At 73.6% G+C, this 14,277-nt stretch carries 11 protein-coding genes; all 11 read left to right on the forward strand.

The features are described 5' to 3' along the window. The first annotated feature begins 17 nt into the window (after positions 1-17). The 11 genes from J2S41_RS12980 to J2S41_RS13030 all read left to right on the forward strand — a co-directional run bounded on the left by J2S41_RS12980 (position 18) and on the right by J2S41_RS13030 (position 14,170). Positions 18-1,061, forward strand: a complete 1,044-nt coding sequence (locus J2S41_RS12980; RefSeq protein ID WP_310376363.1) for a substrate-binding domain-containing protein — start codon at positions 18-20, stop codon at positions 1,059-1,061. Between the two features lie 52 nt (positions 1,062-1,113). After that, the gene (locus J2S41_RS12985) at positions 1,114-2,259 is read left to right on the forward strand and encodes a Gfo/Idh/MocA family protein (RefSeq protein WP_310376364.1); all 1,146 of its coding nucleotides are present in this window, start codon (positions 1,114-1,116) and stop codon (positions 2,257-2,259) included. 210 nt (positions 2,260-2,469) lie between these two features. Beyond that, the gene (locus J2S41_RS12990) at positions 2,470-5,742 is read left to right on the forward strand and encodes a ThuA domain-containing protein (RefSeq protein ID WP_310367223.1); all 3,273 of its coding nucleotides are present in this window, start codon (positions 2,470-2,472) and stop codon (positions 5,740-5,742) included. 227 nt (positions 5,743-5,969) lie between these two features. After that, positions 5,970-7,058: an inositol-3-phosphate synthase gene (locus tag J2S41_RS12995; RefSeq protein ID WP_310376365.1), complete on the forward strand. Its 1,089-nt coding sequence runs from the start codon at positions 5,970-5,972 to the stop codon at positions 7,056-7,058. Further along, a complete protein-coding gene (locus J2S41_RS13000) occupies positions 7,058-8,002 on the forward strand; it encodes an SCO3242 family prenyltransferase (protein WP_310367227.1) in 945 nt (314 codons plus the stop codon). Before J2S41_RS12995 ends, J2S41_RS13000 begins: the two co-directional genes overlap by 1 nt. Next, the gene (locus J2S41_RS13005; protein WP_310367231.1) at positions 7,999-9,054 is read left to right on the forward strand and encodes a sugar phosphate isomerase/epimerase family protein; all 1,056 of its coding nucleotides are present in this window, start codon (positions 7,999-8,001) and stop codon (positions 9,052-9,054) included. The genes J2S41_RS13000 and J2S41_RS13005 overlap by 4 nt, the downstream gene beginning before the upstream one ends. Continuing rightward, positions 9,051-9,701 (forward strand): EboA domain-containing protein, encoded by a 651-nt coding sequence (locus tag J2S41_RS13010; RefSeq protein ID WP_310367236.1) that lies wholly within the window; start codon positions 9,051-9,053, stop codon positions 9,699-9,701. Before J2S41_RS13005 ends, J2S41_RS13010 begins: the two co-directional genes overlap by 4 nt. Next, a complete protein-coding gene (locus tag J2S41_RS13015) occupies positions 9,701-10,552 on the forward strand; it encodes a TatD family hydrolase (protein ID WP_310367238.1) in 852 nt (283 codons plus the stop codon). Before J2S41_RS13010 ends, J2S41_RS13015 begins: the two co-directional genes overlap by 1 nt. Position 10,553: 1 nt before the next feature. Next, a complete protein-coding gene (eboE, locus tag J2S41_RS13020) occupies positions 10,554-11,711 on the forward strand; it encodes a metabolite traffic protein EboE (RefSeq protein WP_310367241.1) in 1,158 nt (385 codons plus the stop codon). Then, the gene (locus J2S41_RS13025) at positions 11,708-13,102 is read left to right on the forward strand and encodes an alkaline phosphatase family protein (RefSeq protein ID WP_310367244.1); all 1,395 of its coding nucleotides are present in this window, start codon (positions 11,708-11,710) and stop codon (positions 13,100-13,102) included. The genes eboE and J2S41_RS13025 overlap by 4 nt, the downstream gene beginning before the upstream one ends. Positions 13,103-13,126: 24 nt before the next feature. Continuing rightward, positions 13,127-14,170 (forward strand): polyprenyl synthetase family protein, encoded by a 1,044-nt coding sequence (locus J2S41_RS13030; protein ID WP_310367247.1) that lies wholly within the window; start codon positions 13,127-13,129, stop codon positions 14,168-14,170. The last annotated feature ends 107 nt before the right edge of the window (positions 14,171-14,277 follow it).

Below are 14,277 nucleotides of genomic sequence, written 5' to 3' on the forward strand. Positions count from 1 at the left end.
AGAGCGAGGACGACATGATGAAGGACGCCTCCCGCCGCCGGCTGCTGTTCGGCGGCGCCGCGATCGGCGCGGGCACGCTGCTGGCGGCCTGCACCAGCAACGAGCAGACCCCGAACACCGCGCAGACCCGCGGCCCGGACGGGGCGAACCCGAACGCGTCCCCCGGCAAGGCCGTCACCATCGGCTTCTCCGCGCCGGCCGCGGACCACGGCTGGATGGCCGCGATCACCAACAACGCGAAGGCGCAGGCCGGCGCGTACGGCGACGTGACCTTCACCAGCGTGGAGGCGGGCGCGGACGCGGCCGCCCAGCGCGCCGCGCTGGACACGCTCATCTCGCAGAAGCCGGACGCGATCGTCATGCTGCCGCACGACGGCAAGGAGCTGACCGCGTCCGGGATCAAGGCCATGCAGGCCGGCATCCCGGTGATCAACCTGGACCGCGCGTTCACCCAGGCGCTCGCGTACCGCGTGATGATCAAGGGTGACAACTACGGCATGGGCGTGTCGGCCGGCAACTACGTGGTCGCGCAGATGAAGGCGAAGGGCGTGACCAGCCCGATCATCGGCGAGATCGCCGGCATCGACTCGCTGGAGCTGACCCAGGAGCGCTCGCAGGGCTTCAAGGACGCGCTCGCCGCGGCCGGCTTCACGGTCGCGAACCGGCGCGCCGCCGAGTTCACGGTCGACTCCGGCCAGCGCGAGGCCACCAACCTGCTCCAGGCGCTGCCGCGGATGGACGCGCTCTGGAACCACGACGACGACCAGGGCGTGGGCGTGCTCGCCGCGGTCCAGCAGGCGAACCGCAACGAGTTCATCATGGTCGGCGGCGCCGGCTCGAAGGCCGCGATCGAGGCGATCCAGGCCGACAACAGCGTGCTGAAGGCCACGGTCACGTACAGCCCGTCGATGGCCTCGTCGGCGATCTCGCTGGCCCGGCTGGTCGCGCAGGGCCGCGGCCTGTCCGACCTGGTGGAGCTGGCCGTGCCGAAGGACATCACGCTGGCGTCCGAAACGATCACCAAGGAGAACGCGGCGAACTACCTTCAGCTTGGGTTCTGACACACACTTCTTCACAGACAGGGAGCTATCCGTGGGCGAGCTGCGCATCGGGATGGTCGGCTACGCGTTCATGGGCGAGGCACACTCGCAGGCGTGGCGGACCGTGAACCGCGTCTACGACCTGCCCGTACGCGCCCGCATGTCGCTGATCGCGGGGCGGGACAAGGCGAACGTGGCCGCGGCCGCGGACCGGCTCGGGTGGGACGAGCACACCACCGACTGGCGTGACCTGATCAACCGGGACGACATCGACCTGGTCGACATCTGCACGCCGGGCGACTCGCACGCGGAGATCGCGTGCGCCGCGCTCGCCGCCGGCAAGCACGTACTCTGCGAGAAGCCCCTGGCCAACACGGTCGAGGAGGCCCGGGCGATGGTCGCCGCGGCGGACGCCGCCCGGGCACAGGGCGTGCGCGCCATGTGCGGGTTCACCTACCGCCGCGTACCGGCGGTCACGTTCATGCGGCGGCTGATCGCGGAGGGCCGGCTCGGCGAGCTGCGCCACGTCCGCGCGGTCTACCTCCAGGACTGGATCACCGACCCGGAGTTCCCGCTGGTCTGGCGCCTGCAGAAGGACAAGGCCGGGTCGGGAGCGCTGGGTGACATCGGCGCGCACATCATCGACATGACGCAGTTCGTCACCGGCCAGGCCATCACCGGCCTGTCCGGCCTGACCGAGACGTTCGTGACCGAACGGCCGCTGCCGTCCGGTGACGGCGCGGCCCTCGGCGCGGCGACCGCGGGTGCATCGAGCAAGGGCCCGGTCACCGTGGACGACGCGGCGCTGTTCGTGGCCCGGCTGTCCGGCGGGGCGGTCGCCACGTTCGAGGCCACCCGGATGGCGACCGGCCGCAAGAACGGGCTGCGCATCGAGGTGAACGGCGCGAAGGGCTCGCTGGCGTTCGACCTGGAACGACTCAACGAGCTGGAGTACTACGACGGCACGCTGCCGGGCACGGAGCTGGGATTCCGGCGGATCCTGGTCACCGAGCCCGACCACCCGTACCTGTCCGCGTGGTGGCCGACCGGGCACCTGATCGGGTACGAGCACGGATTCACGCACCAGGCCCGCGACCTCCTCGAGGCGATCGGCACCGGCACCGACCCGGAGCCGTCGTTCGCCGACGCGCTCGGCGTGCAGCTCGTGCTGGACGCGGTCGAGCGGTCGGCCGGCTCGGGAGCGTGGGTCCAGGTCTAGCAGGCTCCTCGGGCCGCGCCGCGAGGGGCCGGCACGCGGTTGCGCCCCGCGTGACGGCGAGAAGGGCGCGGCCCGAGGCTTTCATGGCACCACAGCAGGACCTTGGCGGACGTGGCACCGCGCCAGGGGTGAGGCACAACCCCCGTGCCCGTGGCGGGGCGTTCCGGGCCGGCACCGGCCCGAAGCGCCTCACTGACCCCGGAGGAACACATGACAAGATCCGTCCGTCGGTGGCTGGCGGCCGCGGCAGGCCTGGCCATCGCCCTACCGCTCGCGGCACCGCCCGCGTCCGCCGCACCACCGCCCCACCCCGACACCCTGATCACCACGGAGAACGGGCCGGCGTCCCTGCGGTCCGACGCGCGTAAGCCCGGCTCGTACCGGGTGCTGGCCTTCACCAAGACGGCCGGTGAGCGCCGCGCGTCCATCCCGGCCGCCGTCGCCGCGCTGAAGCTGCTGGGCATCGCGAACGGCTTCCGGGTGGACGAGACCGCGAACGCGGACGCGTTCACCGCGGCCAACCTGTCCCGCTACCGGGCCGTGGTCTTCCTGAACACCACCGGCGACGTGCTGAACGACACGCAGCAGTCCGCGTTCGAGCAGTACTTCACGAACGGCGGCGGCTACCTCGGCGTGCACGCGGCCGCGGAGACCGAGCCGGACTGGGAGTTCTACCGCGACCTGGTCGGCACGTCCGTGGAGGCCGCGCTGCCGGCCGAGGACGCCACCATCGACGTGGCGGACCGCGCCCACCCGGCCACCGAGCGGCTCGCCCGGAAGGTCACGCTCTCCGAGGAGTGGTACAACTTCGAGTCCAGCGTGCGCGGCACCGCGCACGTGCTGGCCACCCTGGACGAGTCCACGGTCACCGGCGGGACCATGGGGCACGACCACCCGATCTCCTGGTGCCGCGACTACCAGGGCGGGCGCACGTTCTACACCGGACTGGGCCACTCCACCCGCTCCTACCTGGACGGCTCGTTCCGGCGGCACCTGCTCGGCGGCCTGCAGTGGGCGGCCGGCGTGGTCGAGGGTGACTGCGGCGCCACGGTCGTCGGCAACTACGAGAAGGTCGTGCTCAACGATGAGCCGGGCGAGCCGATGTCGCTGGCCGTGCTGCCGGACGGCCGGGTGCTGCACAACACCCGCAACGGCCAGATCCGGCTGTACGACCCGGCGACCGGCGCCAGCCCGGTGATCAACACGCTGGAGGTGTACCAGCACGACGAGGACGGCCTGCAGTCGGTCGCGCTCGACCCGCAGTTCGCCACGAACCGGTGGGTGTACATCTACTACGCGCCACGGCTGGACACGCCCACCACGGACGCGCCGGTGACCAGCAACGACCCGTCGGTGTGGGAGCCGTTCAAGGGCTACAACCAGCTGTCCCGGGTGAAGTTCGTGGAGACGCCCACGCCGCACCTGGACATGAGCACGGAGCAACAGATCCTGCGCGTGGACGTGGACCGCGGCGTCTGCTGCCACGTCGGCGGTGAGATCAAGTTCGACGGTGCCGGGCTGCTCTACCTGGTCACCGGCGACGACACCAACGCGGGCGGCTCGGACGGGTACACGCCGATCAACGAGTCGCCGACGCAGGGGCCCGGCTACGACGCGCAGCGCTCCTCCGGCAACACCAACGACCTGCGCGGCAAGGTGCTGCGGGTCCGGGTGGAGGACGACGGCACGTACACCGTGCCGAGCGGCAACCTGTTCGACGAGAGCCGGGACACGGAGGGCAAGACCCGTCCGGAGATCTTCCTGATGGGCCTGCGCAACCCGTTCCGGTTCGACGTGGACGCGCGCGGCTACGTCTACGTGGGCGACTACTCGCCGGACTCGCAGGTGCCGTCCGCCACCCGCGGGCCGGAGGGGACCGGGCGGTGGATCGCCACCAACGAGGCCGGCAACTACGGCTGGCCGTACTGCTACTCGCCGTCGCTGCCTTACATCGACTACGACTTCGCCACCAAGCAGTCGAAGGGCGCGTTCAACTGCGCGGCGGCGGTCAACGACTCGCCGCGCAACACCGGCCTGACCACGCTGCCGCCGGTGGCGCAGCCGGACTTCTGGTACACGTTCCAGGCGCGCACGCCGTGCCCGGGCTCGTACCTGTCGAATCCGCCGACCACGTGCGACTTCAAGTGGCCGGTGATCGGCACCGGTGGCGTCGGGCCGATGGGCGGCCCGATCTACACCTACGACGCGCAGTCCACGTCCGAGGGCAAGTTCCCGGAGTACTACGACGACGCCGTGGTCTTCGGCGAGTTCACCCGCGACAAGATCTTCATGATGCGGACGGACGGCAACGGGAACCTGACCGGCGTCGAGCAGTTCCTGCCCGGGTTCGTCTTCGACAACCCGATGGACATGGAGTTCGGCCCGGACGGCAGCCTCTACCTGCTCGAGTACGGCGACGGCTTCTTCCGGCCCAACCCGGACGCGGCGCTGTCCGTGATCCGCTACGCCAAGGGCACCCGGGCGCCGGTGGCCGCGCTCGAGGCCACGCCGGACAACGGGCCCGCGCCGCTGACCGTGCAGTTCTCCTCCGAGGGTACGTACGACCCGGATCCGGGCGAGTCCATCTCGTACGCGTGGGACTTCACCTCCGACGGCACGGTCGACTCCGCGGACCCGAACCCCACGTTCACGTACACGGCCAACGGCGTCTACACCGCGCGGCTCACGGTGACCGACTCCAGCGGCAAGACCGCGCAGCTCACCCACCAGATCGTGGTCGGCAACACGCGGCCCACGGTCACGGTCACCTCGCCGATCTCCGGAACCTTCTTCAACTGGGGCGACACGGTTCCCTGGACCGTGACCGTCACCGACCCGGAGGACGGCCCGATCGACTGTTCCCGCGTCACGGTCTCGTTCGTGCTCGGCCACGACACGCACGGCCACGGCATGAGCGACGCCAACGGCTGCTCCGGATCGTTCGTCTCCCCGGCGGACGGCGCGGACCACGCCGGCGGCTACCTGTACGGCGCGGTCAGCGCGAAGTACACGGACCTGGGCGCGAACGGGCAGCCACCGCTGGAGGCGGTCAACCAGGTGGTGCTGCAGACCTGGCGGCAGCAGGCCGAGTTCGCCCAGCAGCAGCTCGGCGTGACGGTGGCGTCCACCAACGACACCGGCGGCGGCAACCACCTGACCGGGTTCGATCCGAACGAGTACATCGCGTTCGACCCGATCAACCTGGGCGGGGTCAGCACGGTCACACTCCGGTACGCGGGCGGCACCGCCGCCACCGCCGGGCAGCCGCGCGCCACCGTGACGCTGCGGCTGGACGCGCCGGACGGCCCGATCGTCGGCAGCGCCACGCTCGCCGCGACCGCGTCCAACACCACCTGGGCGTCGCAGACCGTCCCGGTCTCCGCGGCACCCGGCTCACATCGGCTCTACCTGGTCGCCGGCGGCGTCGAGGGCGGGCCCACCACCGGCCTGTTCAACCTGAACTGGGCCGAGTTCGCTCCATAGCTCCATAGTGATCATTCGCCTACCGTATGTAACACGCGGGTCGTAGAGTCCCACCCGCCACATACCCCCGTCCGTCGCGTTCCCGGGTCCCCGGGGCGTCGCCCGAAGACCGCCGACCGACGGCGACCCCCGGGTGGTGCCACCCCGGTGGCGCGGCGGGCGGGGCCACACCACCATCGGAGGTCGGTACCGTGTCCTTCGTCCCCGCCCGCACCGGCGTCTGGCTCATGGGTGCCAGAGGCTCCGTCGCCACCACCGCCGTCACCGGCGCGCTCGCGCTCCGCGCCGGCCTGGCCGGCACCGACGGCTGCGTCACCGAGCTTCCCGCGCTCGCCCGCCCCTGGCTCCCGCCCATCCCGTCGCTGGTCTTCGGCGGGCACGACATCGCCGACACGCCGCTGCCGAAGAAGGCCGAGGCGCTCGGCGCCGCCGGCGTGCTCCCCGCGCACCTCGCGTCCGCGCTCACCGCGGAGCTGTCCGAGGTGGACGCGGCCGTGCTGCCGCTGCCGCCGTCCGTGGACGGGATCGCGCGCGACCTCGTGGCCTTCCGGGAGGCCCACGGCCTCGACCGGGTGGTCGTGATCAACGTGGCGAGCACGGAGCCGGTACCCTCGGACGATCTGCTGAACGCGGACGCCGAGACGCTGCCGCCCAGCTCCCGCGCCGCGTGGGCCGCGTTCCTCGCCGGGTGCGCCTACGTCGACTTCACGCCGTCCACCGGCGCCCGGCTGCCCGCGCTGGACGCGCTCGCCCGGGAGCACGGCGTCCCCTACGCCGGCAACGACGGCAAGACCGGCGAGACGCTGGTCAAGTCCGTGCTCGCGCCCATGTTCGCCGCCCGCAACCTGCGCGTGCGCAGCTGGTCCGGGCTCAACCTGCTCGGCGGCGGCGACGGCGCCCGGCTCGCCGACCCGGCCGCGAACGCCGCCAAGACCGCCAGCAAGCAGCGCGTCCTCGCGGACACGCTCGGCTACCAGCCGCAGGGCACCACCCGCATCGACTACGTCGAGACGCTCGGCGACTTCAAGGCCGCCTGGGACCTGATCAGCTTCTCCGGTTTCCTCGGCACCACCATGCGGATGGAGTTCACCTGGCACGGCTGCGACTCCGCGCTGGCCGCGCCGCTGATCCTCGACCTGGCCCGGCTGACGGCCGCGGCCCACGCGGCCGGCCGTTCCGGCCCGCTCCCGGAACTCGCGTTCTTCTTCAAGGACCCGATCGGTACGGCGCCGGCCGCGCTGGCCGACCAGTGGTCGCTGCTGACCTCCTTCGTCGAGGACCTCTCCGGCTCCTTCCCCGGCGCGGGAGAGGTCTGATGGCGCGCCTCGCCGACCTGATCGACCTGGTACGCGCGCCGGCGGCCCTCTCCGTCCCGGGCGATCTGATCGCCGGTGCGAGCGCCGCGGGGGCGCTCACCCCGGCGACCGGGGCACTGGCCGGGGCCTCCGTCTGTCTCTACTGGGCCGGCATGGCCGCCAACGACTGGGCCGACCGCGACCTCGACGCGGTGGAGCGTCCCGAGCGGCCCATTCCGTCCGGGCGGGTACGCCCGGCCACCGCGGCCGGGCTGGCCGCGGGGCTCACCGCGGCCGGCCTCGGGATCGCCGCGCTGGGCGGGGGCCGGCGCTCGCTCGGCGTCGCGGTGCCGCTGGCGGCCGCGATCTGGGCCTACGACCTGCGCGCCAAGAACACGGCGGCCGGCCCGGCGGTGATGGCGGCCTGCCGCGCGCTGAACGTCCTGCTCGGCGCGACCACCGGGCGGACGCTGACGGGCCCGCTCCGGCGGGCGCTGCCGACGGCCGCGGCCGTGGCGGCGCACACCTACACGGTCACCGCGCTCTCCCGGCGCGAGGTCTCCGGCGCGACCCCCACGCTGCCCGCCGCCACGCTCGCGGCGACGGGCGCGCTCGGCGCGGCGATAGCCGCCGGGCCCGCACCGCGTGCCGTCGGTGCCGGGTCCTCGCCGGTGGCCGGCAGCGTCACGCCGGCGCCCCGGAAGGCGGGCGGATCGCCGTCCCGGGCGGCCGTGGTGGGCGCGCTGGCCGGGCAGTACCTCGCCGGATACGGTGCCGCGCAGGCCCGGGCGGTGGCGAGTCCCACCCCGGCCGCGGTCCGGGCGGCGGTCGGAGCCGGGATCACGGGACTGCCGGCGCTGCAGGGGGCACTCACCGCCCGCGCCGGGAGTCCGGTCGCCGGTCTGCTGGTCGCCGCCGCGGCGCCGCTGGCCCGCATGCTCGCGCGGAAGGTGTCGCCGACATGAGCGCGCCGGCACCGCGGTTCGGCTACGGCACCAACGGGTTCGCGAACCATCGGCTGGCGGACGCGCTGCGGGTGATCGCGGATCTCGGCTACCAGGGTGTGGCGCTGACGCTGGACCACGACCACCTCGATCCGTACGCGCCGGATCTCGCGGCCCGGGTGGGGGAGACCGCGGACCTGCTGCGCGACCTCGGGCTCGCGGTGGTGATCGAGACGGGAGCGCGCTACCTGCTCGATCCGAGGCGCAAGCACGCGCCGACGCTGCTGCACGACGATCGCGCGCTGCGGATCGACTTCCTCCGCCGGGCGGTGGCGGTCGGTGCCGACCTGGGCGCGGAGGCGGTCTCGTTCTGGGCCGGGGTGCGGCCGCCCGGCGTACCCCCGGAGCTGGCCTGGCAGCGGCTGGTGAACGGGTGCGCCGAGGCGGGGGAGGCAGCGGCGGCGGCCGGGATTCCGCTCGGGTTCGAGCCGGAGCCGGGCATGCTGGTCGAGGACATCGCCGGCTGGCGGCGGCTGCGGGACGCCCTCGGCGCGCCGGGCTGGTTCGGCATGACGCTCGACATCGGGCACTGCCGGTGCCTGGAGCCCCTGGACGTGGCCGACTGCGTCACCGAGGTGGCGGAACACCTGGTCAACGTGCAGATCGACGACATGCGCCGGGGCGTGCACGAGCACCTCGAGTTCGGCACCGGCGAGATCGACTTCCCGCCGGTGCTGCGCGCGCTCGCGGACGGCGGCTACCGCGGCCTCGTTGCGGTCGAGCTGCCCCGCCACTCCCACGCCGCCCCCACGATCGCCGCCGATTCGCTCACCTTCCTGCGCTCCGCCTGGACGACCGCGACCGACCCGAATGCACCTAGCTTCCTAGGAAGCGGTAGGCGGGGTGCGGGCGAGCACCGCGAATCCGCAGCCGGCGCCGCGGCGATCGCGGGCAGTGCGGTGACGGCCGGCGCGGGCACCCACGGTGCGGCCGGCGCGGGCACCGACGGTGCGGCCGGTGCGGGCACCGACGGTGCGGATGTGGACGGCGCGAGGGACAGGAGGACGGCATGACGATCACTCCGCGGGAGATCACCCTGGAGAAGCTGCGGGTCGCGCTGCGGGACGTACCCGGGCGGGAATGGCTGGACGACGCGGAACGCGCGGTCACGAGCGACCCCGCCGCGATCGCACGCCTCTTCCCGGCCGCGGGCCGGCGCACCGGCCGGGAGCCGCTGCCCGGCGTGCCCGGCTGGAGCGTGGACGCCGCCGCCCGCGCGGTGCTGCTGGCCGCGCTGCTGGCCGCCCCGGCCGGCCCGGCCGAGATCGCGGAGCTGTACCGCTACGGCGACAGCCGGGAGAAGCAGGCGATCCTCGCGGCCTGCTCGCTGCTCCCGGACGCCCCCGACGAGCAGGTGATCCCGCTGCTGCGGGACGCGCTGCGCACCAACGACGCCCGGCTGGTCGCGGCCGCGCTGGGCCCGGCGGCGGATCGGCTGGACGACGCGACGTGGCGGCAGGGCGTGCTGAAGTGCGTGTTCATGGGTGTGCCGCTGACGGTCGTGCACGGGCTGCGCGACCGGGCGGACGACGGCCTGGCCGACATGCTGGCCGCGCTCGCGGAGGAGCGCGCGGCCGCGGGGCGTGACTTCCCGGCGGACGCGGCGGACCTGCTCCGCGAGGTGCGGCGGGCCGGGACGACGAGCGAGAGGAGACGGTGATGCGGATCTTCGACCCGCACATTCACATGACGTCGCGGACCACGGACGACTACGCGGCGATGGCCGCGGCCGGCGTGGTCGCGGTGGTGGAGCCGGCGTTCTGGCTGGGGCAGCCGCGGACCGGGCCGGGCTCGTTCGCGGACTACTTCGACTCGCTGGTCGGGTGGGAGCCGTACCGTGCCTCGCAGTTCGGGGTGCGGCACCACGCGACGATCGCGCTGAACCCCAAGGAGGCCAACGATCCCCGCTGCCGGCCGGTGCTCGACCTGGTGCCGCGCTACCTGGCGAAGGACGGCGTGGTCGCGGTGGGGGAGATCGGCTACGACTCGATGACCCCGGAGGAGGACGACGCGTTCGCCCGGCAGCTCGCCATGGCCGTCGACTTCGGGCTGCCCGCGCTGGTGCACACGCCGCACCGGGACAAGGCGCGCGGCACGCTGCGCAGCCTGGACGTGGTCGCGGAGTCCGGCCTCGCACCGGAGCGGGTGGTGATCGACCACCTGAACGAGGTGACGGTCAAGGTGGTCAAGGACGCCGGATGCTGGGCCGGGTTCTCCATCTACCCGGACACGAAGATGTCGCCGCCGCGGATGGTGGAGATCCTCCGGGAGTACGGGCTGGACCGCATGCTGGTCAACAGCGCCGCGGACTGGGGGAAGTCGGACCCGCTGCTGACCGTGCGCACCGCGGAGGCGATGCTGGCGGCCGGGTTCACCGACGACGACGTGGACCGCGTGCTGTGGCGGAACCCGGCCGAGTTCTACGGCCAGTCCGGCCGCCTCGACCTGTCGGACCTCACCCCCTCCGACGGTACGTACCAGGGCAGCTCGATCCTGCGGGGAGGCTCCTGACATGCGGCTGCGGCACGCCGACGGCACCACCGTGCACCTCGGATACTGCACGAACGTCCACCCGGCCGAGGACCTGCCCGGCATCGTCGCGCAGTTCGACAGCTACGCCGTGCCGATCCGGGAGCGCCTCGGCGTGCCGGTGCTGGGCCTGGGCCTGTGGCTCGCCGCTCCGGTGGCGGCGGGCCTGGCCGCGGACCGGGCGGCCGTGCACCGGCTGCGGTCCGAGCTGGCCGCGCGCGGCCTCGAGGTGGTGACCCTCAACGGCTTCCCCTACCAGGCGTTCCAGGCCCCGGTGGTCAAGCACGCGGTCTATCATCCGGACTGGTCCCGGCCGGACCGGCTGCGGTACACGATGGACCTGGCCGAGGTGCTGGCCCAGCTGCTGCCGGACGACGCCCGCCGCGGCTCCGTCTCGACGCTGCCGCTGGCCTGGCGCACGCCGTGGGACGAGGACACGCGCCGGCGCTGCCGCGACAACCTGGACGCGCTCGCCGGCGGCCTGGCCGCGCTGGAACGCCGCTCCGGCCGTACCGTGCGGGTGGCGTTCGAGCCCGAGCCCGGCTGCGTGGTCGAGTCGACCGCGCAGGCCGTCACGCACCTGCGGGAGGTGGACACCGAGCGGCTCGGCGTCTGCCTCGACCTCGCACACCTGGCGTGCGCCTGGGAGGAGCCGCGCGAGGCGGTCGCCCGGCTGGACGCGGCGGGCGTGCCGATCGTGAAGGTGCAGGTGTCGGCCGCGCTGGAGAGCGCCGATCCGCGCGCGGACGAGGCGGTGCTGCGCGGCTACGTCGAGCCGCGCTTCCTGCACCAGACCCGGTCCCGGGCCGGCCGCGCCACCGACGACCTCGACGAGGCGCTGTCCACGGTGGACGACGGCCCGTGGCGCGTGCACTACCACGTGCCGCTGCACGCGGACCCGATCCCGCCGCTGCGCGCCACCACCGGCGTGCTGGCCGACGCGCTGACCGTGCTGGCCGGCGGCGACACCGCCCGCTGCGACCACCTGGACGTGGAGACGTACACCTGGGGCGTGCTGCCGCCGGAGCGGCGGCCGTCCACACCGGACGAGCTGGCGGGCGGCATCGCGGCCGAGCTGGCGTACGCGCGGGACCTGCTCACGACGCTCGGACTGGCACACACCGTGGAGGCGAACCGATGACCACCCCGCTGCTGGTGCTGGACGTGGTGGGCCTGACGCCCCGCCTGCTGGCGCACATGCCGCGACTGTCCGCGCTCGGCTTCCAGGCCGAGCTCGGCACCGTGCTGCCGGCCGTCACCTGCTCCGCGCAGTCGACGTTCCTGACCGGCCGGCTGCCGTCCGAGCACGGCATCGTCGGCAACGGCTGGTACTTCCGCGACCTCGGCGAGGTCTTCCTGTGGCGGCAGCACAACCGGCTGGTCCAGGGCGAGAAGCTGTGGGACGCCGCGCGCGCGGCGTCGCCCGGTTACACGGTCGCGAACGTGTGCTGGTGGTACGCGATGGGCGCGGACGTCGACTGGACCGTGACGCCGCGGCCGATCTACTACTCGGACGGCCGCAAGGAGCCGGACTGCTACACGTACCCGCCGGAGCTGCACGACGAGCTGACCGGCGCGCTCGGCACGTTCCCGCTGTTCACCTACTGGGGCCCGAACGCCGGGATCGCCTCCTCGGCCTGGATCTGCCGCGCCGCCGAGCAGATCATGACCACCCACCGGCCGGACCTGACGCTGGTCTACGTGCCGCACCTCGACTACGACCTGCAGCGCTTCGGCCCGTCCTCGCCCCAGGCCGCGGCCGCGGCCCGCGCGATGGACGACCTGCTGGCGCCGCTGCTGGACGCGGCCGCCGCGCGGAACACAACCGTGGTGGCGCTGTCCGAGTACGGCATCACGGACGCGCACCGCCCGGTGGACGTCAACCGGCTGCTGCGCCGCGAGGGACTCCTGCACGTTTACACGCAGGACGGCATGGAATACCTGGACCCGTGGACCTCCGCCGCGTTCGCCGTCGCCGACCACCAGATCGCGCACGTCTACGTCCGCGACCCGGCCGACCGTGAGCGGGTCCGGGCGCTGTGCGCCGCGCTGCCCGGCGTCGACGTGGTGCTGGACGACGCCGGCAAGCGGGAGCACGGCCTCGACCACGAGCGCGCCGGAGACCTCGTGCTGATCGCGGACCGGGACGCCTGGTTCACCTACTACTACTGGCTGGACGACGCGCGCGCGCCCGACTTCGCCCGGCTCGTCGAGATCCACCGCAAGCCCGGGTACGACCCGGCCGAGCTGTTCTTCGACCCGGCCGCCCCGGGCGCGGCCAAGCTGCGCGCCGCCGCCGCGCTGGCCCGCAAGAAGACCGGCTTCCGGTACCTGATGAACCCGATCGGCCTGGACGCCGGCGCCCGCGCGGTCCGCGGCTCGCACGGCCGGCTCCCGGAGGACCCGCGGGACGGCCCGGTGCTGCTCTGCTCCGACCGCGCGCTGACCCGCGACCGCGTGGAGGCGGTCGAGGTGAAGGATTTGCTGTTGCGCGCGGCCGGTATCACCCATGACGCTGTGTCTATCGATTGAACACCTGACGTAGAAGGGTCGTGGATGTCGGCCGACGTCGTCGCGAACGCGAGCGGGCTCCGGGAACGCTGCGAGACCGCGCTCGCGGACTGGCTGGACCGGCAGCGCCCGGACTGGCCGGACCTGGCCGTCTTCGAGACGATGCGCCGCTTCGTGCTGCACGGGGGCAAGCGGCTGCGGCCGATGTTCTGCTACTGGGGCTGGCGCGGCGCGGGCGGCGACGACGGCCCCGGGATCGTGTCCGCCGCCGCCGCGCTGGAGCTGTTCCACGCGTTCGCGCTGATCCACGACGACATCATGGACGGCAGCGACCTGCGCCGCGGCGAGCCGTCCGTGCACCGGCGGCTCGCCGACGAGCACCACCGGCGCGGCTGGCGCGGCTCGTCCGGCGCCTACGGCGCGGGCGCCGCGCTGCTCGTCGGCGACCTGCTCGCCGCGTGGGCGGACGAGCTGTTCGCCTCCGCCGACCCGCACCGCCGGGGCGCCGCGCTGTTCGCCCGCATGCGCACCGAGGTGATCGCCGGTCAGTACCTCGACCTGCGCGCCGGGGTTGGGGCCGGCTCGGTCGCGGACGCGCTCACCGTGGTCCGGATGAAGGCCGCCCGCTACACGGTCACCCGCCCGCTCCAGATCGGCGCCGCGCTGGCCGGCGCCGGCGACGAGCTGCTGACCTCCTACCGCGCGTTCGGCGACCCGCTCGGCGACGCGTTCCAGCTCCGCGACGACGTGCTCGGCGTGTTCGGCGACCCGGCCGTCACCGGCAAGCCCGCGCTCGACGACCTCCGCGAGGGCAAGCAGACCGTGATGCTGGCGCTCGCCCGCGAGCACGCCGCCCCGGACCAGGCGGCCACCCTCGATCGCCTGGTGGGCAACCCGGCGCTGGACGAGCGGGCCGCCGCCGTGCTCCGCGAGATCATCGTGGACACCGGCGCGCTCGCCCGCACGGAACGCATGATCCGCATCCGCGCGGACGCGGCCCGCGACGCGCTCGCCGCCGCCCCCATCACGCCCGAGGCCTTCGCCGCGCTCGCCGAACTCGCCGACCAGGCCGTCCACCGTCTCTCCTGACGAACCCATCAGCCGGTACGCGCCGGGCGCGTACCGGCCCCGGGCGCTTCGCGGTCCGGTGGCGGGCCGGCTCGGTGGCCTCGATCCGTGGCCGCTGCCGTCCCGCG

Origin of the sequence: Catenuloplanes atrovinosus, assembly GCF_031458235.1 — a bacterium.
GTDB lineage: Bacteria > Actinomycetota > Actinomycetes > Mycobacteriales > Micromonosporaceae > Catenuloplanes > Catenuloplanes atrovinosus.